The 20,839-nt window shown below is 61.1% G+C and carries 16 protein-coding genes and 2 tRNA genes; 4 read left to right on the top strand and 14 right to left on the bottom strand.

The genetic code is table 11. The annotated features are described in order from the left end of the window. Positions 1-48: 48 nt before the first annotated feature. Together rlmB and rnr are read right to left on the bottom strand one after the other, a co-directional pair. The gene (rlmB, locus tag L6D81_RS22105) at positions 49-816 is read right to left on the bottom strand and encodes a 23S rRNA (guanosine(2251)-2'-O)-methyltransferase RlmB (RefSeq protein WP_236181925.1); all 768 of its coding nucleotides are present in this window, start codon (positions 814-816) and stop codon (positions 49-51) included. Next, positions 813-3,443, bottom strand: coding sequence for a ribonuclease R (gene rnr, locus L6D81_RS22100; RefSeq protein ID WP_236181924.1), 2,631 nt, complete (start codon positions 3,441-3,443; stop codon positions 813-815). Before rnr ends, rlmB begins: the two co-directional genes overlap by 4 nt. Before the next feature lie 224 nt (positions 3,444-3,667). Here rnr and L6D81_RS22095 point away from each other — a divergent pair. The 4 genes from L6D81_RS22095 (at position 3,668) to L6D81_RS22080 (ending at position 6,788) form a co-directional block, all read left to right on the top strand. After that, positions 3,668-3,754 (top strand) — tRNA-Leu (locus L6D81_RS22095). Positions 3,755-3,934: 180 nt separating this feature from the next. After that, positions 3,935-4,021 (top strand) — tRNA-Leu (locus L6D81_RS22090). A 191-nt stretch (positions 4,022-4,212) separates the two neighbouring features. Further along, positions 4,213-5,223: an extracellular solute-binding protein gene (locus L6D81_RS22085; protein WP_236181923.1), complete on the top strand. Its 1,011-nt coding sequence runs from the start codon at positions 4,213-4,215 to the stop codon at positions 5,221-5,223. Continuing rightward, positions 5,223-6,788: an ABC transporter permease gene (locus L6D81_RS22080; RefSeq protein ID WP_236181922.1), complete on the top strand. Its 1,566-nt coding sequence runs from the start codon at positions 5,223-5,225 to the stop codon at positions 6,786-6,788. The genes L6D81_RS22085 and L6D81_RS22080 overlap by 1 nt, the downstream gene beginning before the upstream one ends. A 41-nt stretch (positions 6,789-6,829) precedes the next feature. Here L6D81_RS22080 and L6D81_RS22075 read toward each other — a convergent pair whose 3' ends face one another. The 12 genes from L6D81_RS22075 to L6D81_RS22020 form a co-directional block, all read right to left on the bottom strand. Next, positions 6,830-8,764, bottom strand: coding sequence for a methyl-accepting chemotaxis protein (locus L6D81_RS22075; protein WP_236181921.1), 1,935 nt, complete (start codon positions 8,762-8,764; stop codon positions 6,830-6,832). Positions 8,765-8,904: 140 nt separating this feature from the next. Next, a complete protein-coding gene (locus tag L6D81_RS22070) occupies positions 8,905-10,194 on the bottom strand; it encodes an adenylosuccinate synthase (RefSeq protein WP_236181920.1) in 1,290 nt (429 codons plus the stop codon). 54 nt (positions 10,195-10,248) lie between these two features. Continuing rightward, positions 10,249-11,436, bottom strand: coding sequence for an ATP phosphoribosyltransferase regulatory subunit (locus tag L6D81_RS22065; protein ID WP_011332186.1), 1,188 nt, complete (start codon positions 11,434-11,436; stop codon positions 10,249-10,251). Positions 11,437-11,749: 313 nt separating this feature from the next. Continuing rightward, positions 11,750-12,619: a protease modulator HflC gene (hflC, locus tag L6D81_RS22060; RefSeq protein ID WP_236181919.1), complete on the bottom strand. Its 870-nt coding sequence runs from the start codon at positions 12,617-12,619 to the stop codon at positions 11,750-11,752. Beyond that, the gene (hflK, locus tag L6D81_RS22055; protein WP_236181918.1) at positions 12,619-13,791 is read right to left on the bottom strand and encodes an FtsH protease activity modulator HflK; all 1,173 of its coding nucleotides are present in this window, start codon (positions 13,789-13,791) and stop codon (positions 12,619-12,621) included. Before hflK ends, hflC begins: the two co-directional genes overlap by 1 nt. A 96-nt stretch (positions 13,792-13,887) precedes the next feature. Beyond that, on the bottom strand, positions 13,888-15,189 hold the full coding sequence (hflX, locus tag L6D81_RS22050; protein WP_236181917.1) for a ribosome rescue GTPase HflX: 1,302 nt from the start codon (positions 15,187-15,189) through the stop codon (positions 13,888-13,890). A 12-nt stretch (positions 15,190-15,201) separates the two neighbouring features. Continuing rightward, complete coding sequence (gene hfq / locus L6D81_RS22045; protein ID WP_007902656.1) at positions 15,202-15,462, bottom strand: RNA chaperone Hfq; 261 nt, start codon at positions 15,460-15,462, stop codon at positions 15,202-15,204. A 93-nt stretch (positions 15,463-15,555) separates the two neighbouring features. Beyond that, the gene (gene miaA / locus L6D81_RS22040; protein WP_236181916.1) at positions 15,556-16,527 is read right to left on the bottom strand and encodes a tRNA (adenosine(37)-N6)-dimethylallyltransferase MiaA; all 972 of its coding nucleotides are present in this window, start codon (positions 16,525-16,527) and stop codon (positions 15,556-15,558) included. Continuing rightward, the gene (gene mutL, locus L6D81_RS22035) at positions 16,527-18,434 is read right to left on the bottom strand and encodes a DNA mismatch repair endonuclease MutL (RefSeq protein WP_085667723.1); all 1,908 of its coding nucleotides are present in this window, start codon (positions 18,432-18,434) and stop codon (positions 16,527-16,529) included. Before mutL ends, miaA begins: the two co-directional genes overlap by 1 nt. Continuing rightward, the gene (locus L6D81_RS22030; protein WP_373874329.1) at positions 18,431-19,816 is read right to left on the bottom strand and encodes an N-acetylmuramoyl-L-alanine amidase; all 1,386 of its coding nucleotides are present in this window, start codon (positions 19,814-19,816) and stop codon (positions 18,431-18,433) included. Before L6D81_RS22030 ends, mutL begins: the two co-directional genes overlap by 4 nt. Positions 19,817-19,867: 51 nt before the next feature. Beyond that, positions 19,868-20,338, bottom strand: a complete 471-nt coding sequence (gene tsaE, locus L6D81_RS22025; protein ID WP_007950729.1) for a tRNA (adenosine(37)-N6)-threonylcarbamoyltransferase complex ATPase subunit type 1 TsaE — start codon at positions 20,336-20,338, stop codon at positions 19,868-19,870. Beyond that, positions 20,326-20,839, bottom strand: a 514-nt coding sequence (locus tag L6D81_RS22020) for an NAD(P)H-hydrate dehydratase (protein ID WP_236181915.1), incomplete at its 5' end; no start/stop codon positions are given. The genes tsaE and L6D81_RS22020, both read right to left, overlap by 13 nt.

Here is a 20,839-nt window from a genome sequence, read left to right as displayed (position 1 = left end):
AAGCTGTAAGCGAGGGCCGCTCTTAGCTTGAGGCTTGCAGCTCGGCGCTTACGGCTTGCGCGAAGCGACCTTGGCCTTGGCACCGCGCTGGCGCTGGGCTTCGAACAGGCAAACGCCCGTCGCAACCGAGACGTTGAGACTGCTGACGCTACCGGCCATCGGCAGGTGTACCAGATAGTCGCAATGCTCGCGGGTCAGGCGACGCATGCCCTTGCCTTCGGCGCCCATGATCAGAATGGTCGGGCCGGTCAGGTCCTGGTCATAGATGCTGACCTCAGCCTCTCCCGCCGTACCGACAATCCACAATCCACGCTGCTGAAGCTTTTCCAGGGTGCGGGCAAGGTTGGTGACGGCCACCAGCGGAATCACTTCCGCCGCGCCGCAAGCCACTTTACGTACGACAGGCGTCAGAGTGGCCGACTTGTCTTTCGGCACAATGACCGCCAGCGCACCGGCAGCGTCCGCCGAACGCAGGCAGGCGCCGAGGTTGTGCGGGTCGGTCACACCGTCGAGCACCAGCAACAGCGGCGCGCCTTCGGTGCGATCGAGCAGCTCGTCGAGCATCGCCTCACCCCAGACCTGGCTCGGACTGACGTCCGCCACCACGCCCTGATGCACGCCTTCGACCCAGGCGTCCATTTCGCGGCGCTCGGCCTGACCGATCTGGACCCGGTTTTCGTTGGCCAGTTCGATCAGCGTTTGCACGCGCGGATCGTTGCGGCTTTCGGCCAGCCAGATCTGTTTGACGCGTTTTGGGTGGTGACGCAGCAACGCTTCTACCGCGTGAACGCCGTAGATTTTTTCCAACTGACTCATGACTTCGCCTTCGGTTTACGCGCCCCGCCACTTTTGGCTGGAGCGGAACCCGCTTTCGGCGGGCCCTTACGGTGTTTGCTCGGTTTGGCTGGCTTGCCGCCGGAGGCCTTGTCAGGCGCCGACCGTCCGGTCTTTCCCCCGGACGCCGCTTTACCACCGTTTTTGGCATCGGCCAGCAAGGCCTTCTTCATTTCACGGCTTTTGCGCAGCTCGGCGTTTTTCGCCACGGCATCGCTCGGACGATAGGCCTCGACAGCCTTTTCCTTGGCCGGACGACGGCTGGCAGATTTTGCCGGAGCCTTTTCTTCCACAACCTTGGCCGCTGGAGCGGTCGTCTCGGTGCCACGCTTCTTGCGGCCGATCGGCGCGCTGATGGTTTTTTCCGCCATCTCGAAGTCGATCTTGCGCTCGTCGAGATCGACGCGCATGACCCGCACTTCAACGGTGTCGCCAAGGCGGAAGCTGCGACCGGTGCGCTCGCCCGCCAGGCGGTGGTGCACAGGGTCGAAGTGGTAGTAGTCACCCGGCAGTGCCGTCACGTGCACCAGGCCTTCGACATAGATATCGGTCAGTTCGACGAACAGGCCAAAACCAGTCACCGCGGTGATCACGCCCGGGAACGATTCGCCCACGCGGTCTTTCATGAACTCGCACTTGAGCCAGTTCACCACGTCGCGGGTCGCTTCGTCGGCACGGCGCTCGCTCATCGAGCATTGCTCGCCGAGTTGCTCCAGCGCCGCTTCGTCGTACGGATAGATGCGCGCCTTCGGAATTGTCATCGCACCGGCACGGCGAACGTGCGGGGTGTCCTGCTTCGAATGGATCACGCTGCGGATCGCCCGGTGCGTGAGCAGGTCCGGGTAACGACGGATCGGCGAGGTGAAGTGGGTATAGGCTTCGTAATTCAGGCCGAAGTGGCCTTCGTTCTGGGCGCTGTACACCGCCTGGCTCAGGGAGCGCAGCATCACGGTCTGGATCAGGTGGAAATCCGGACGATCCTTGATACTGGCCAACAGGGCCTGATAGTCCTTTGGCGACGGACCTTCCTTGCCTTTGTGCAGGGACAGGCCGAGCTCACCGAGGAACGCCCGCAGTTTTTCCAGACGCTCCGGCGGCGGGCCGTCGTGGACACGGTACAACGCAGGGATTTCGTGCTTCTTCAGGAACTCGGCGGTGGCCACGTTGGCCGCCAGCATGCATTCCTCGATCAGCTTGTGCGCGTCGTTACGGGTGGTCGGACGAATTTCGGCGATCTTGCGCTCGGAACCGAAGATGATCCGGGTTTCCTGAGTTTCGAAATCGATCGCGCCGCGTACGTGACGGGCGGCCAGCAATACCTTGTACAGCGCATAGAGCTGTTTCAGATGCGGCAAGACGTCGGTGTATTCACCGCGAAGCTTGCGCGCCTCGGTGGCTTTCGGCGTTTCCAGCATCGCGCTGACCTTGTTGTAGGTCAGGCGGGCGTGGGAGTGGATCACCGCTTCATAGAAGCAGTAATCGGTCATCTCGCCGGACTTGGAGATGGTCATCTCGCAAACCATGGCCAGACGATCAACGTGCGGGTTCAGCGAGCACAGGCCGTTGGAGAGCTGCTCCGGCAGCATCGGCACCACGCGCTCGGGGAAGTACACCGAGTTGCCACGGACCTGGGCTTCGTTGTCCAGGGCCGAACCGATCTTCACGTAACTGGAAACGTCGGCAATCGCCACGTACAACTTCCAGCCACCGGAAAACAGCCGCAGTTTGCCTGGCTTGGATTCGCAGTAGACCGCGTCGTCGAAGTCGCGTGCATCTTCGCCGTCGATGGTGACGAACGGCAGATGACGCAGGTCGATGCGCTTCTCTTTGTCTTTTTCTTCGACTTCCGGCTTGAGCTTGCCGGCTTCCTTCAGAACGGCTTCAGGCCAGACGTGCGGAATGTCGTAGGTGCGCAGGGCAACATCGATTTCCATGCCTGGCGCCATGTAGTTGCCGACGACTTCGATCACATCGCCTTGGGGCTGGAAGCGCGGCGTCGGCCAGTGGGTGATTTTCACCTCGACGAACTGACCGATCTGAGCGTTGGCGTTACGGCCCGGCGTCACCAGCACTTCCTGCTGGATCTTCGGGTTGTCCGCAACGACGAAGCCGATGCCGCCTTCTTCGAAATAACGGCCGACGATGCTTTCGTGGGCACGGGACACCACTTCGACGATCACGCCCTCACGACGACCGCGACGGTCCAGGCCGGAAACACGGGCCAGGGCACGGTCGCCATCGAACACCAGACGCATTTGCGCCGGGCTCATGAACAGGTCGTCGGAGCCGTCATCCGGCACCAGGAAGCCAAAGCCGTCGCGATGACCGCTGATGCGACCGAGGATCAGATCGAGCTTGTCCACCGGCGCATAGGTGCCACGGCGGGTGTAGATCAGTTGAGCGTCGCGCTCCATGGCGCGCAGGCGGCGGCGCAGGGCTTCGATCTGGTCTTCTGTGGTCAGACCAAACTCTTCGACCAGTTGCTCGCGGGCAGCAGGCGAACCCCGATCAGCAAGGTGCTGAAGGATCAGTTCGCGGCTGGGAATAGGGTTTTCGTATTTTTCCGCTTCACGAGCGGCCTCGGGATCGAGGGACTGCCAATCGGCCATTAGAGAGTTTTCACCTTGTCTATATGCGGGTTAGTTTGGCATAGGCGCCATCAAACGGGAAATTTCCGACTATAAAGGCTCTTCTGAAGCTCTCTATCGACGTTCAAAAGCCGGTTTGAACACCGCTGGTAAAAAAAATCATTTTTTTTGCCGGCAGGGGTTTACAGTTAAAAAGTCGCTCCGTATAGTGCGCGCCATCGACGACGTACACACGTTGACGAGATGCCCAGGTGGTGAAATTGGTAGACACGCCAGCTTCAGGTGCTGGTGACCTTACGGTCGTGGAAGTTCGAGTCTTCTCCTGGGCACCAATTTCGAGTTTGAGACTAGATCAGTTTCAAGACTCACACAAAAACCCGCGAAAGCGGGTTTTTGCATTCTGTGCCCCGCCTTTTTCTGAAATTGATTTATTAAAATCAAATCAGGGGTTTACAGATCAAAAGGCGCTCCGTATAGTGCGCCACATCAACAGCGGCAACGCTGAAGATAAAGCCCAGATGGTGAAATTGGTAGACACGCCAGCTTCAGGTGCTGGTGACCTTACGGTCGTGGAAGTTCGAGTCTTCTTCTGGGCACCAATTCAGATTCAAGGTCACGATCTTGAATCTCACAAAAACCCGCGAAAGCGGGTTTTTGCGTTTCCGGGATTTGGAAAATCTAAAACCCAACGCCTATCAGACCCATCCCCTCCCCGCAAGGCGCACTTGAGAAACAATATCGTTTATCATTGTTGCAAGTTTTTGCAATGCGACAGTGAGGAACCCTGCGAATGATGTTTCGAAATACCCTGCGCCGCGGCTTGACCTTCACCCTGCTCGGCCTGGCACTCGCCACTCCCCTCTCCCAGGCTGCCGACACGGTTTCCCTGACGCTCTATAACGGTCAACACAAGGAAGTCGGCGACGCCATCGCCAAAGCCTTCGAAGCCAAGACCGGCATTCACGTCAAAGTGCGCAAGGGCAGCAGCAATCAGCTCGCCAGCCAGATCATCGAAGAAGGCAACCGCTCCCCCGCCGACGTCATCTACACCGAAGAATCCCCGCCGCTGAACAATCTCGGCGAACAAGGCCTGCTGGCCAAGGCTGACGACGCGACCCTGGCCGTTCTGCCGAAGGAATACGTCGCCGGCAATGGCACCTGGATCGGCGTCACCGCCCGGGTTCGTGTGGTGGCCTTCAATCCGAAACTGATCGACGAAAAGGACCTGCCCAAATCGGTGCTCGATTTCGCCAATCCACAATGGCAAGGCAAGGTCGGCTTCGTCCCGACCAGCGGCGCGTTCCAGGAACAGGCCGTGGCCATCATCAAGAAGCACGGTCGCGACGCCGCCGAAGAATGGCTGACCGGCCTGCGCGCTTTCGGCAAGACCTACAGCAACAACATGGTCGCCCTCAAGGCTGTGGAAAACGGCGAAGTCGCCACCGTGCTGGTGAACAACTATTACTGGTTCGCCCTGCAGCGGGAGAAAGGCAAGCTTGATTCGAAACTGCACTACTTCACTGGCGGCGATGTGGGCGGTCTGATCACTGTCTCCAGCGCAGCCGTGCTGAAGTCCAGCAAACATCCAAAAGAAGCCCAGCAATTCCTCGCCTACATGGCCAGCGAAGAAGGTCAGCGTGTGATCACCCAGACCACCGCCGAATACCCGCTGCACAAAGGCATGGAATCGGATCGCGGTCTCAAGCCGTTCAGTGAACTGGAAGCACCGGACGTCACGCCAGCGGATTTGGGCAATGCTGAAGAGGCGCTGGAGCTGGAACGCGAGGTTGGCCTGAACTGATGAGCGCATCGTTATCCGCCCGCGCCATACGCGGGGGTTACGTCCCACGGCGCAAGCGGCCGTCGATCTGGCTGGTGCTGCCGGTATTGCTGCTGGTGGTCATGAGCCTGTTGCCGCTGGCCTACGTCGGGCTCAAAGCCTGGCAGGCGGGCTGGACCGAAGCGTTGCATTTACTGTGGCGCCCCTATGTGTTCGGCCTGCTGCGCAACACGCTGGCGCTGATGGTTGGCGTGACCGTGACTTGCGGCGTAATCGGCCTGTCGCTGGCGTGGCTGCTGGAGCGCAGCAACCTGCCGGGCCGACGGCTGTGGGGCGTGATTCTTTGCCTGCCGTTCGCGGTGCCGGCGTTTGTCAGCAGCTTCACTTGGGTGTCGTTGAGCGCACAGTTTGAAGGCCTTGGCGGGGCGATCCTCGTGATGAGCCTGTCGAAATACCCGCTGATCTTTCTGCCGGTAGCCGCCACGCTGCGCAATCTTGATCCTTCTCTTGAGGAGTCCGCTCGCACCCTGGGACAGAATCGCTGGGGCGTGTTTTTCCGCGTTACCCTGCCGCTGCTCTGGCCTTCGTTGCTGGCCGGTTCGCTGCTGATTGCGCTGCACATGCTGGTGGAATTCGGTGCACTGTCGATCATCGGCCTGCAAACCTTCACCACCGCGATCTATCAGCAATTCGAACTGGAATTCAGCAATGCCAACGCGGCGATGCTGTCGGCGGTATTGCTGGCGCTGTGCTTGATGCTGTTGTGGCTGGAGCTGCGGGTGCGCGGCAAGGGCCGCCACGTACGCACCGGCCAGGGCGCGGCACGTCGGGCTGAACAAGTGCGGCTGGGCCCCTGGTCCATCGCCGGTCAGTTGTATTGCCTGATGCTGGCGATTGTCGGCAGTGGAATTCCGATGGGCATGCTGGCCTACTGGCTCGCCGTAGGATCGTCAGCGGCCTTTCCGGTTGCAGCGATCACTGAAGCCTTGCTGTCGTCATTGGCGCTGTCGCTCGGTGGTGCCGGATTGTGTCTGGTGCTGGCGGTGCCGGTCGGATTGCTGGTGGTGCGCCACAAAGGCCAGCTGGCGATCTGGGCAGAACGCCTGCCCTATCTGCTGCACGCCCTGCCGGGATTGGTGATCGCGTTGACGCTGGTGTATTTCGCCCTGCATTACGTGCCGGCGCTGTACCAGACCTCCGCGCTGTTGCTGATTGCGTATGCGCTGCTGTTTTTGCCGCTGGCTCAGGCACCGATCCGAACGGCGCTGAACAAGGCGGCGCCGCAACTGGAAGAAGCCGCTCGCACGCTCGGCGCCTCTTCGTTCACGGCGTTCTGCCGAGTGACCCTGCCGATCATCTTTCCGGCACTGGGCGCGGCGTTTGCGCTGGTGTTTCTGGATGCCATGAAGGAACTGACGGCGACGCTGCTGCTGAGCCCTACCGGGCTCAACACGTTGGCGACCGAAGTCTGGGCGCACACCGCGAATGTCGAGTTCGCAGCGGCGGCACCTTATGCGGCGTTGTTGATTGTGGTGTCTGGATTGCCGGTGTATCTGTTGACGACCCGGATGTATTTGAGCCGATAAAAAAATCGCAGCCGAGGCTGCGATTTTTTTTGCCCGCAATATCAGGCCCGGAACTGCCCCAGACTGGCCTTGAGTTGCGCCGCCAGACCATCCAGCACCTTGCCGCTGGCCGTGGTTTCGACCACCGCCTGAGCAGCTTTCTCGGCCTGGGCATGAATCGTTTCGACCCGCCCACGCACCGCCTGGGCGCCCTGCGCCTGATGCGCTGCAGCCTGAGTCGCCAGGCCAATCGCCGCATGCACCTGCTCGACCGACGCCTGCACCGATTGCTGCAGTCGCGCGCTGTCACGCAGCACCAGCAAACCTTCGCTGGCCTGACGCCCGGCCTGGCCGATCGCCTCCACCGCTTCACGGGCACCCTGCTGCAAGGCCACGATGTGCGCCTGGATGTCGCCGGTGGAGCTTTGGGTCTTGCTCGCCAGCGCGCGGACTTCATCCGCCACCACTGCAAACCCGCGACCGGTCTCGCCGGCTCGGGCCGCTTCAATGGCCGCATTGAGCGCCAGCAGGTTGGTCTGCTCGGCGATGCCGTGAATCACGGTCAGCACCACTTCGATCTGCTCGCTCTGCTGCGCCAGCCGCTCGATGACTTTGGCACCGGTGTCGACCTGCCCGGCCAGCGCCTCGATCAGGCTACCGACTTTCGCCGAGGTGCGAGTGTTCTCGTCGGTGGCCTGACGAATATCCACTACCTGCTTCAATGCCGCCTGCATTGCATGACTCTCCGACTGCGCCTCATCGGCCATTTGCGACAGTGCCCGCAGACTTTCAGCTACTTCATCGCGCTGCATCCCGGCCGCGGCATCGGCACCGGCGTTGCGCAGGGTCATGGCGCCGATTTCCACACCGGTGCGCTGAGCCACATCCCCGGCCTCGCGCACGATCGGCTGCAGCTTGTCCACAAAGCGGTTGACCGCCGAAGCCATGTCGCCGATTTCGTCCTTGCTGTTGATCTGCACGCGCTTGGTCAGATCGCCCTCGCCTGCGGCCAGGTCATCCATGGCGGCGTTGAGCATTTTCAGGCGATTGACCACCCGATGACCGAGCACCACCGCCAGCAGCAACAGCACGCCGGCCCCCACCAGCGCCAGGCCCATGCCGATGCGCCAGCGCAGGGTTGCTGCAGCGTCCTGTACGGTACTGGTGGTGTTGGCTTTCATCTCGGCAGCCGTGGACTGCGCCGATTGCAGGCGAGCCTGCATGGCGGTGGCACTGTCGGCAGCGGCGCCCTTGAGGCTGTCGCCGACCAGTTGATCGCTGCTGGCAATCAACGCCGCGAAGCGCCGATCGAGCGCCGCCAGATCGGTTTCGACCGAGGCGGTCGAGACCCCCATCAGCACCTTGCCGATTTCCACGCCATTGGGGTTGATCGAGGCTTCCAGGTAGTAGACCGACGGATCGTTCTTTGCCGCATCCAGCACCTTGTCCAGCGCCCGCTCACCCTGGCCTTTTTCCAGAAGGGCCTTGTTGATCGGGTTTTCGCGGTTGAGGTAGCGGGTCAGATGCTGGCCGGTGGCGTCGTCATACACCACGAACAGCACATTGGGATTACGCTGGGCCCGGCGGGCGAATTCGGACAGGGTCGGCACGTCGCTGTCCCACATGGCGCGAGGCGCCACCGAAGCCAGCAACTGGGCCATGTCATTGGCCGAATCCTTCAGGTCTTTTTCCAGAGTCGCGCGCAGTTGCGCCTGTTCTTCCTTCAGACGCGAAGAAAGACCGGCGGTAAGACGCTGACGGGTACTCGAGGAAAGATTGTCGAGGCTCGACGTGACTTCACGCCCGGCCTGCTCCAGCTCACCGGACAATTTCTGGCTATCGGCGCCCAGACGAGTGCCGAGATCGGCTTCCAGCGCGGTGACGGTGCTCCGCGTCAGGGCGACGGCCACCAGCACTTGCACCAAAAGGGCGATACCAAGGGTAACGAACACAGGCCGCAACAAACGGCTTTGTAACAGTGAGAGAACGGCTGACACTTTGAATCCCTCTACTTCTGACGCCATTAATTTGATGGCACTCTTGTAGACAGAATCACAGCAAAGGTCATGCCGTCCAACAGGCATAAACGACAAAGGCCCCGATGAAGGGGCCTTTGTGTTTTTACATCAACGACTTATCAAGCGAACGGATGACGCAGAACGATGGTTTCGTTGCGATCCGGGCCCGTCGAAATAATGTCGATCGGCGCGCCGATCAACTCTTCAATGCGTTTGATGTAAGCACGAGCGTTAGCCGGCAGCTCTTCCAGGGTCTTGGCACCCACGGTCGATTCGGTCCAGCCCGGCACTTCTTCGTACACAGGCTGCAGGCCTACGTAGCTGTCAGCGTCGGTCGGAGCAACGGCGTTGCCTTGTGCATCCTTGTAGCCGGTGCAGATGTTGATGGTTTCCAGGCCGTCGAGGACATCCAGCTTGGTCAGGCAGATGCCCGAGATGCTGTTCACATCGATGGCGCGACGCAGGATAACGGCGTCGAACCAGCCGCAACGACGGGCACGGCCGGTGGTCGCGCCGAATTCGTGACCTTGCTTGGCCAGGTGCGCACCGACTTCATCGAACAGCTCGGTCGGGAAAGGACCCGAACCGACGCGAGTGGTGTAGGCCTTGGTGATGCCCAGGATGTAGTCGAGGAACATCGGGCCAACGCCCGAACCAGTCGCCACGCCACCCGCGGTGGTGTTGGAGCTGGTCACGTACGGGTAGGTACCGTGGTCGATGTCGAGCAACGAACCCTGGGCGCCTTCGAACATGATGTCCTTGCCGGCGCGACGCAGGTCGTGCAGCTCGGCAGTCACGTCCAGCATCAGCGGCTTGAGCAGCTCGGCGTATGCCTTGCACTCGGCCAGAGTCTTTTCGTACTCGATGGCAGGCTCTTTGTAGTAACCGACCAGCATGAAGTTGTGGTAGTCCACCAGTTCACGCAGCTTGTCTTCAAAGCGTGGCATGTTGAGCAGGTCGCCAACACGCAGGCCGCGACGAGCAACCTTGTCTTCGTAAGCCGGGCCGATGCCGCGACCGGTCGTACCGATCTTCAGCTCGCCGCGAGCCTTTTCACGGGCCTGATCCAGGGCCACGTGGAAGGACAGGATCAGCGGGCAGGAAGGGCTGATACGCAGACGCTCGCGCACCGGTACGCCTTTCTCTTCCAGCTTGGTGATCTCGCGCAGCAGGGCGTCAGGTGCAACCACCACGCCGTTGCCGATCAGGCACTGCACGCCTTCGCGCAGCACGCCCGACGGGATCAGGTGCAAGACGGTTTTTTCACCGTCGATCACCAGAGTGTGACCGGCGTTGTGGCCACCCTGGTAGCGCACTACGGCGGCAGCATGTTCGGTCAGCAGATCAACGATCTTGCCTTTGCCCTCATCACCCCATTGGGTGCCCAGGACTACGACATTCTTACCCATAACACTTGTCCTCATTCGCGCAAACTTGGTGCCGGCGTCAGCCGGCAGGAAAACTCAAGAAGCCAGTGGCGATACTTGCCAAAGCCCGTTCTGCTGGATCAATTGCCGGTCGCAGTCCGCATCACGGGCGGCGGCCAAAGGTTGCCCAGGCAACGCCTGAACGACACGCTGACCCTCACTGCGCAACTGGCAAACCTGCTGCCAGAGTGCCGCATCCGTACTGTCAGGCATCCAGATACCGCCAGACGGTAGCTCGATCTCAGCACGCCCCAGGGTCACCAGGGTTTTCAAATCGGTGGAGAAGCCGGTGGCCGGACGGGCGCGACCGAAGTCGGCGCCGATGTCGTCGTAGCGACCGCCCTGGGCGATGGACTGGCCAACACCCGGCACGAATACCGCGAACACCACACCGGTGTGGTAGTGATAACCGCGCAGCTCGCCCAGGTCGAAGTACAGCGGCAGCTCCGGGAAGCGCACCGACAGACGCTCGGCGATCGCCAGCAAATCTTCCAGCGCCGCCAGTACCGGCGCCGGCGCATTGGCCAGACGCTCTCGGGCAGCGCTCAATACTTCACGGCCGCCGCACAGATCGACCAGCGCACGCAGCATGCCGGACAGATCGGCCGGCAAGCCTTCGGTCAAGGTAATGACCTCGTCGATGGCCTTGCGTTGCAACGCATCGAACAACTGCTGCTCGACTTCACCCGACAGACCGGCCGCCTGGGCCAGACCGCGGTAAATGCCCACATGCCCAAGGTCCATGTGCACGTCCGGCACATCGGCCAGTTGCAGCATGGCCAGCATCAGGCTGATGACTTCGACGTCGCTGCTCGGGCTCGCATCGCCGTACAACTCGGCGCCCAGCTGGATCGGGCTGCGCGAGGACGACAAGGCACGCGGCTGGGCATGCAGCACGCTGCCGGCGTAGCACAGACGGCTCGGGCCTTCGCGACGCAGGGTGTGCGCATCGATGCGCGCCACTTGCGGCGTGATGTCGGCACGAAAACCCATCTGCCGGCCCGATTGCGGGTCGATGACCTTGAAGGTACGCAGATCCAGGTCCTGGCCCGCGCCGGTCAGCAGGGATTCCAGGTACTCGATATGGGGAGTCACGACAAACTCGTAACCCCAGCTCTGGAACAGATCCAACACCTGACGACGCGCGACTTCAATGCGCGCCGCTTCCGGTGGCAGTACTTCTTCGATGCCATCTGGCAGCAGCCAGCGGTCTACCGTTGCCATTACGCCATTCCCCTTAGATCCGGGCGGCCAGCCCGAGGGCGAGCCTTGAGTGAAGCAGAAAATGACCGGCCCGTTCAAAACGCACGCGCATGAACGACGCGGCGAAAGGCCTGTTACCGGCTTCGCCCATCACTTTCCTCGAAAAACTGTCGGGCCATTCAACCCGATCTTCTGCAACAAAAACAGCAATCAAACGTGCAGACGCAAAAAAGCCGGGAATTTCCCGGCTGCCGCATCATACACACGTTTTCCCAAAGGATCACCCCGCCCGAGGTTTTAGCCGCCGGGCGGAATGATTCAGGTCAACGTCGCATCAAGGCTTGGCCTTCTCCAGATACTTGAAGAAGTCGCTGCCTGGGTCGAGGACCATGACGTCGGATTTGTTCGCGAAGCTTTCACGGTAGGCGCGCAGGCTACGGTAGAACGCGTAGAACTCCTGATCCTGCCCGTAGGCCTTGGAATAGATCGCAGCAGCCTGGGCGTCGCCGTCACCACGAATCTCTTCGGATTCACGATAGGCTTCAGCCAGCAACACGCGGCGTTGACGATCGGCGTCGGCACGGATGCCTTCGGCCAGCTCGTTACCCTTGGCGCGATGCTCGCGAGCTTCACGCTCACGCTCGGTACTCATGCGCTCGAACACGCTGCGGTTCACTTCTTTCGGCAGATCGATAGCCTTGACCCGGACATCGATCACTTCGATACCCAGCTCCTTTTCCGCCATCTTGTTCAGCGACGCCGTGATATCGGCCATCAGCGCATCACGCTCACCGGACACCACTTCATGCAGAGTGCGCTTACCAAACTGGTCACGCAGCCCCGACTCCAGACGACGGGACAGACGCTCGTCGGCGATCTGCTTGAGGCCGGACGTTGCGGTGTAGAAACGCTCGGCATCCTTCACCCGCCACTTGGCGTAGGCATCGACCATCACGGCTTTCTTTTCAAGCGTCAGGAAACGCTGTGTCGGCGCATCCAGCGTCATCAGGCGGGCGTCGAACTTGCGCACCTGGTTGACGTAAGGAACCTTCACATGCAGACCCGGCTGAACGTCAGCCTGAACCACGCGACCGAACTGCAGCAACACCGCGCGCTCGGTCTGAGCGACGATGTAGAAGCAGTTCCAGGCAGCGATCGCCACGACAACGCCGACAATAAGGGCGATCAGCGATTTATTGCTCATCAGCGACTCTCCCTGGTACGCGCCTGCTGTTGCTGCAGATCGGCTGCGGCACGTGCATTGGCTTCATTGCTGGAGGCTGCCGCACTGTTCACCGGAGCACTGGTGTTGCGACCACTTTCAACCATCTTGTCCAGCGGCAGGTACAGCAGGTTGCTCTGGCCGTTCTTGTTGCCGGTCACGAGCACCTTGCTGGTATTGCTGAAGACTTCCTGCATGGTGTCCAGGTACAGACGCTCGCGGGTCACTTCAGGGGCCTTGCGATACTCGGCGACCAATTTGGTGAAGCGATCCGCCTCACCCTTGGCGCGCGAGACCGTTTCGTCACGGTAGCCGTTGGCATCTTCAAGGATCCGCTGGGCCTGACCACGGGCTTCCGGCACCACGCCGTTGGCGTAGGTTTCAGCCTGGTTGCGCGAACGCTGCTCGTCTTCACGGGCGCGGATCACATCATCGAAGGCTTCCTGTACTTCACGCGGTGCCGCTGCGCTCTGTACGTTGACCTGGGTGACGGTGATACCGGTGCGATAGGTATCAAGGAAACGTTGCAGACGCTCCTTGATCTCGCTGGCCATCAGTTCACGACCTTCGGTCAGCACCTGGTCCATCGCGGTGGAACCCACCACATGGCGCAGCGCACTTTCGGTCGCATGCTGCAGGCTGATTTCCGGCTGGTCGACGTTCAGCACGAAGTCCTGCAGGTTGCTGATCTTGTACTGCACGGTCAGTGGGACTTCGACGATGTTTTCGTCTTCGGTCAGCATCTGGCCCTGCTTGGTGTAGGCACGCTCACGCGTGACGTTCTCCATGTACTTCTTGTCGATCGGCGGGAAGTAGATATTCAGGCCGGGACCGACAGTCTCGTGGTACTTGCCGAAGCGCAGCACAACGGCTTGCTCCTGCTCGTCCACGACGTACACCGCGCTGTACAGCCAGACGGCCGCCAGCACGACCAGGCCGATGCCCAGCAGGCCGCCGAAGCCGCCGCCCTTGCCCGAGCCACCACCGTCATCACCGCGTTTTTTTCCACCACCGAACAACCCGTTCAGGCTTTCCTGCAGCTTTCGGAAGGCCTCGTCGAGATCCGGCGGCCCCTTGCGGTCGCCGTTGTTGCGACGCTTGCCACCCCAAGGATCCTGATTGTTCGAGTTGCCACCCGGCTCATTCCAAGCCATAGCGCTCTCCATCTGATAAAGCAAAGACGCACCCACGGCGCGCCGACCAATGCTACAGAATGCCTGCCGTTGCGGCACAACCGCTTTGTCAGGCTTTTATTGCAAAGTGTGTTGCTCGATGAACTCCGTCGGCACAACGCCTTCACGACTGACCAGTCGATTGAGCTCCGAGCGCGGCAATCGAACGGCCAGCAAGCTGACGCCTTCTTCGTCGTATTCTTCTTTCTGTACCGCGCCCAGTTCGAAGAACTGTGCACGCAGACGCGCAAACCGCTGAGGCAAACGCAAGGTACCGACAAACAAATCACTGCCCAGCAATTCGGCAATGGCTTGCTCAAGCAATTCCAGGCCAGTGCCATCACGGGCTGACAACCAGACCCGCTGGGGCTTGCCGTTTTCATCGCGCTGGATTTGTGGCTCAACGCCTTCAAGCAAATCGAGTTTGTTATAGACCTCGAGGATCGGCAAGTCCTGGGCACCGATCTCGCCCAGCACCACCATCACTTGCTCAATCTGCAACATGCGATCCGGTTCGGCCGCATCGATCACGTGCAACAGCAGGTCGGAGTTGCTCGACTCTTCGAGCGTAGACCGAAATGCCTCAACCAGCTTGTGCGGCAAATGACGAATGAAACCCACGGTGTCAGCCAGGACAATCGGCCCCAGATCGTCCAGTTCCAGACGGCGCAGGGTCGGGTCAAGCGTGGCGAACAGTTGGTCAGCCGCGTACACCTCGGACTTCGTCACATTATTGAACAGCGTGGATTTACCGGCGTTGGTGTATCCCACCAGAGACACGGTAGGGATATCCGCACGCGAGCGGCCGCGACGCGACTGTTCGCGCTGGCTGCGCACTTTTTCCAGCCGGCCCTTGATCTGGCGCAGGCGTACCCGCAGCAGTCGCCGGTCGGTTTCGAGCTGGGTTTCACCCGGGCCGCGCATGCCGATACCGCCACCCTGACGTTCAAGGTGAGTCCAGCCGCGGACCAGCCGGGTGCTCATGTGGTCAAGCTGGGCCAGTTCTACCTGGAGCTTGCCCTCATGGGTACGGGCGCGCTGGGCAAAAATATCCAGAATCAGACCGGTACGGTCGATCACGCGACACTCGAAAACACGTTCGAGGTTACGTTCCTGACTGGGCGTAAGGGTGTGATTGAAGATCACCAGATCGGCTTCTTCGGCGTGGACCAGGTCGCGCAGTTCCTCGACCTTGCCGCTGCCAATCAGGTATTTGGCGGTTGGCCGATGACGCGGCACGTTAAAAAACGCAACGGTCTCGGCGCCTGCCGAATTTGCCAGCTCCTGAAACTCCTGCGGATCTTCGCGCGCCTCAGGGTCCTGTCCATCCAAGTGAACGAGGATGACTCGTTCACCACCACCGTGGCGCTCAAAGAACAAAGGAGACTCCTATCAGGCGTTACCTGGCTCAGCGTCACCTGCTTCGGATTCGGTTGCGCTTGGCAGACGAATTGGACGAACCGGCACCACTGTAGAGATAGCGTGTTTGTAAACCATCTGGCTGACGGTGTTCTTCAGCAGGATAACGAACTGGTCGAACGACTCGATCGTGCCTTGCAGTTTGATCCCGTTCACCAGGTAGATGGAAACCCCCACTTTCTCTTTACGTAAAGTATTCAAGTAAGGGTCTTGTAGCGAATGCCCTTTTGACATGTGCCGCACTCCTTTAAGGATTCAATATAAAAAATAGGTAAACAGATGGCTTTTGCCGCCACACCCCCAAGGATAGACGGCAATTGCAAGGACTCAGCTCAATATGGAGATCGTCCCAAGGTATTTCAAGGCGCGTGGCAGATTGTCGCAATCCAGACTGTCGAGCCAGTGTAAATCTTTCCAGCTGCGCAGCCAGGTGAACTGGCGTTTGGCCAATTGGCGCGTGGCGATGATGCCCCGTTCCTGCATCTCGGCCGACGTCAGCTTGCCATCCAGGAAGTCCCAGACCTGGCGGTAGCCTACCGCACGTATAGACGGCAACCCGGCATGCAGGTCACTTCTATTACGCAGGGCTACGACCTCGTCGATGAATCCCTGTTCCAGCATATTTGTGAATCTTTGTTTAATGCGCTCGTGCAGTACCTGGCGATTAGTTGGTGCAATCGCCAGGTTCGCGACAGTATAGGGCAATTGTTGCAGTCCCGATGCGACCGCTTCGGTACTTTGTACAGATTGTTTCAGCCGCAGTTCAGTCATGCTCTGACCGCTGACCCGGTAAACTTCCAGGGCACGACTCAGTCGTTGCGGATCGTTCGGATGGATGCGTGCCGCCGACTCCGGATCGATCGCTGCCAGTTGATCGTGCAGGGCTTGCCAGCCAAGGCGTGCAGCCTCTTCTTCGATCTGCGCGCGAACCTCGGGATCGGCCGCCGGCATGTCCGCCAGACCTTCGATCAAAGCCTTGTAATAGAGCATTGTACCGCCCACCAGCAGCGGAATTTTTCCACGTGCGGTGATCTCGGCCATCGCTTCCAGCGCATCACGACGGAAATCCGCTGCCGAATAGGCTTCGGCCGGATCGAGAATATCGATCAGTCGGTGAGGGAATTCGGCCAGCAGTTCTTTGGAAGGCTTGGCGGTGCCGATGTCCATGCCGCGATAAACCAGCGCCGAATCAACGCTGATCAGCTCGCACGGCAGCACTTTGGTCAGTTCGATGGCCAGGTCGGTCTTGCCCGCAGCGGTCGGGCCCATCAGGAAAATCGCTGGAGGAAGCTGGCTCATTAACGACCGCGCAGGAACAGTTTGTCCAGATCGTCCAGGCCCAGTTGGGTCCAGGTCGGTCGGCCATGGTTGCATTGACCGCTGCGCTCGGTGTTTTCCATGTCGCGGAGCAGGCCGTTCATTTCCGGCAGAGCCAGGCGCCGGTTGGCGCGGATCGCGCCGTGGCAGGCCATGGTACCGAGCAATTCATTCAGGTGCGCCTGGATCCGGTCGCTGGTGCCGTACTCCATCAAGTCCGACAGGACATCGCCCACCAGTCGGTTGGCTTCGGCCTGCTTGAGCAGGGCCGGAATCTGCCGGATGGCCAGGGTTTCCGGGCCAAGACGCTGCAGTTCAAAACCGAGGCGCTGGAACCACGCCGCATGTTCTTCGGCGCAATCGGCCTCGCGCTGACTGACCGCCAGCGACTCCGGCACCAGCAGCGGCTGACCGCTCAGGCCTTCGCTGGCCATGGCGATCTTCAGGCGCTCGTACATGATCCGCTCGTGAGCGGCGTGCATGTCCACCAAAACCAGGCCCTGGGCGTTCTCGGACAGAATATAGATGCCCTTGAGCTGCGCCAGCGCGTAACCAAGCGGCGGAATGTCTTCCTGACCGGCCGGCAGTGCATTGGCGTTCGCCTCGGGCAGCGGCGCGAAAAACTCGCGATACGCTGCCTGAGCTTCGGCGGCCGGCACGGCGGATTGCGGACGCGGCGTGTATTGATACTGATAAGCGCCGCCAGCGCTGGCGCCCGACGAGGTATTGAACGCCGGTTGCGCTTGCGGCTGCTCCAGCAACGCATTGGCCGCCAGGCGCATTTCGCCTTGCGGTCCGAATTCACCGGCTTCGAGGCCGGTTGGCCGAACGATCGCGGTAGTGACCGAACCGGCGAGCTGGTCTTCCGGGCGCACATCGCCAAGGGCTCGGTGCAAGGTGCCATAGAGGAAATCATGCACCATGCGCCCGTCACGGAAGCGCACCTCGTGTTTGGTCGGGTGCACGTTGACGTCCACCGCTGCCGGATCGACCTCGAAAAACAGCGCAAACGTCGGATGCCGGCCGTTGAACAGTACATCGCGATAAGCCTGACGCACCGCGTGGGCGACCAGTTTGTCGCGTACCGCACGGCCATTGACGAAAAAGTACTGCAAGTCCGCCTGGCTGCGGTTGAAGGTCGGCAGACCGACCCACCCCCACAGGTGCAGGCCATTGCGCTCGATTTCGATCGGCAACGCCTGCTCGAGGAAACCCGAACCGCAGATCGCCGCCACACGCCGTGCGCGGGCCGCATCGTCGTGGGCCTCGTGCAGGCTGAGAATCGTCTTGCCGTTGTGGCGCAAGTGGAAGGCCACGTCGAAACGCGCCAGCGCCAGACGCTTGATCACTTCCTGCAGGTGATCGAATTCGGTTTTTTCAGTCTTGAGGAATTTGCGCCGGGCCGGGGTGTTGAAGAACAGGTCACGGACTTCCACCGACGTGCCGACCGGGTGCGCCGCCGGCTGCACGCGGGGCGCCATGTCGCGGCCTTCGGTTTCGACCTGCCAGGCCTGATCGGCATCACGGGTGCGCGAGGTCAGGGTCAGACGCGCCACGGAGCTGATCGACGCCAGTGCCTCGCCCCGGAAGCCCAGACTCATCACCTGCTCGAGGTCTTCCAGGTTACGGATCTTGCTGGTGGCGTGACGGGCCAGGGCCAACGGCAGGTCATCGGCGGAAATGCCGCTGCCGTCGTCGCGCACTCGCAGCAGTTTGACACCCCCCTGTTCGACATCGACGTCGATGCGCTTGGCGCCGGAGTCGAGGCTGTTTTCCAGCAACTCCTTGATCACCGAAGCCGGGCGTTCGACCACCTCACCGGCGGCAATCTGGTTCGCCAGCCGCGGGCTGAGCAGTTCGATGCGGGCCGCGTTCAGGACCTGGTTCATTCTTTGGACGCCAGTTCGGTGCCGGGAATGGTCAAGTGCTGACCGACTTTCAGATCATCGCTTTTCAGATTGTTGGCGCTGCGCAGCGTGGCCGGCGAAATCTGATACCGCACGGCAATCATCGCCACCGTCTCACCCGGGCCCACCCGGTGATCACGTGGCCCTTGAGCGATCTTGCCCGAATCGCGCAACCAGGCGATGTAACTGCCCGGTGGCGGATTCTGCTGGAAGAACTGGCGCACGCCGCTGCTGATCGAGCGGGCCAGCGCCTGCTGGTGGCTTGCCGCTGAAAGCTTGTTCGCTTCGTTGGCGTTGGAGATGAAGCCGGTTTCCACCAGGATCGACGGGATGTCCGGCGACTTCAGCACCATGAACCCGGCCTGTTCCACACGTTGCTTGTGCAGCGGCGTGACTCGGCCGATGTTGGTCAGGACTTTCTGGCCGACGTTGAGGCTGGAGGTCAGCGAGGCGGTCATCGACAGGTCGAGCAGAACGCCGGCCAGCATCCGGTCCTTGTCGTCAAGGCTGACGTTGCCGGCACCGCCGATCAGGTCGGAACGGTTTTCGCTGTCGGCCAGCCAACGGGCGGTTTCCGAGGTCGCGCCGCGATCGGACAGGGCGAACACCGAAGCACCGAAGGCCGCAGCAGACGGCGCAGCGTCGGCGTGGATCGAGACGAACAGGTCGGCGCCCTTCTTGCGGGCAATCTCGGTACGGCCGCGCAGCGGGATGAAATAGTCGCCGGTACGGGTCAGTTCGGCGCGAAAGCCTTTCATGCCGTTGACCTGACGCTGCAGCTCGCGGGCGATCTGCAGTACCACGTCTTTTTCGCGCTGGCCGCGAGAACCCGACGCCCCCGGGTCTTCACCACCGTGCCCGGCGTCGATCACCACAATGATGTCGCGCTTGCCGGCCGGAGCCGGTGGCAACTTGATCGCAGGTTCGGCCGGGGTGACCGGCACCGCAGGAACAGTCGCAACCGTCGGGGTCGCGGCAGGTGTGGGCGGCGGTGAGGCGTCAGCCGGATTGTCGAACAGGTCGACAACCAGACGGTTGCCATATTGCGCATTCGGCGCCAGCGAGAAACTTTTCGGGGTGACGGCTTTCTTCAGATCGATGACCACCCGCAAGTCGGTCGGCGTGCGCTGGGCCGAGCGAATGGCGGTGATCGGTGTGTTGGCGGTCTGCACATTCAGCGGCGTGCCGAGGGTGGCGCCGTTGATATCGATCACCAGACGGTCCGGCGCGGTCAGCGTAAAGACGCTGTGCTGCACCGGACCTGTCAGGTCGAACACCAGTCGCGTGTTGTCCGGCGCCCGCCACAGGCGCACGCTGTTGACCTTCGTCTCGGCCACAGCGTTGACGGTTACTGCCATCAACATCAGTCCAGCGGCAGCCACCAACGCGCGAAAGCGCATACCTAACCCCATCATTCAATTGGTTTCCAATGCCAAAGCGGCACACCAGGCCTCGCCGCGCGAGCCCTGGGATAAAATGGTCAGCGAACGTCCGCTGTCTTGCGGGCTAATGGTAATGGTCAGGTCAGGCTTTGGCAAAAAGCCTGCACCTTTATCGGGCCATTCGATCAGGCACAGGGCGTCGTCTTCGAAATAGTCGCGGATCCCGAGAAACTCCAGCTCCTCCGGATCCACCAGACGATACAGGTCGAAGTGAAATGCCCGGACGTCTCCGATCTCGTAGGGCTCGACCAACGTGAAGGTCGGACTTTTCACCGCCCCGACGTGACCCAGACCGCGAATGATGCCCCGCGACAGCGTGGTTTTGCCCATTCCGAGGTTGCCTTCGAGAAAGATCAGGCCATGACCCTGGGTGATACGGGCGATGCGGGCGCCAAAGTCGCTCATGGCCTGTTCATCGGCCAGGTACAGGGTTACTTCAGACACGGTGCATGCTCCTCCAACAACTGACGAATGGCTGGGATCAGATCACTGGCCGCCAGCCCACGGCCGAATTTACCTTGTTGCAGACCGGCGTTGGCATGCAGCCAAACCGCCAGACACGCGGCATCGAAACCGTCCATGCCCTGGGCCAGCAGCGCGCCGATCAGTCCGGCCAGTACATCGCCGAGCCCGGCGGTCGCCATGGCCGGATGGCCTTGATGACACAGCGCCAGACGACCATCGGGATGCGCAATCAAACTGCCCGCGCCCTTGAGCACCACTACCGCTGTATATTTTTTGCTCAACGCCAGTGCCGCCGCGGGACGGTCGGCCTGCACCTCGGCGGTGCTGACCCCCAGCAGTCGCGCGGCCTCCCCCGGATGCGGCGTGATCACGCAATCCTTGGGCAAACTGACAAAACCTGAGGCCAGCAGGTTCAGTGCATCCGCGTCCCACACCTGCGGCAGCGATGCATTGGCGGCGGCCGACAACAGTGCCCGCCCC

Source organism: Pseudomonas sputi (assembly GCF_021603585.1).
Lineage (GTDB): Bacteria > Pseudomonadota > Gammaproteobacteria > Pseudomonadales > Pseudomonadaceae > Aquipseudomonas > Aquipseudomonas sputi.
Note: the sequence above shows the minus strand (reverse complement) of the source record. Positions and strands in the feature narration are given on the sequence as shown.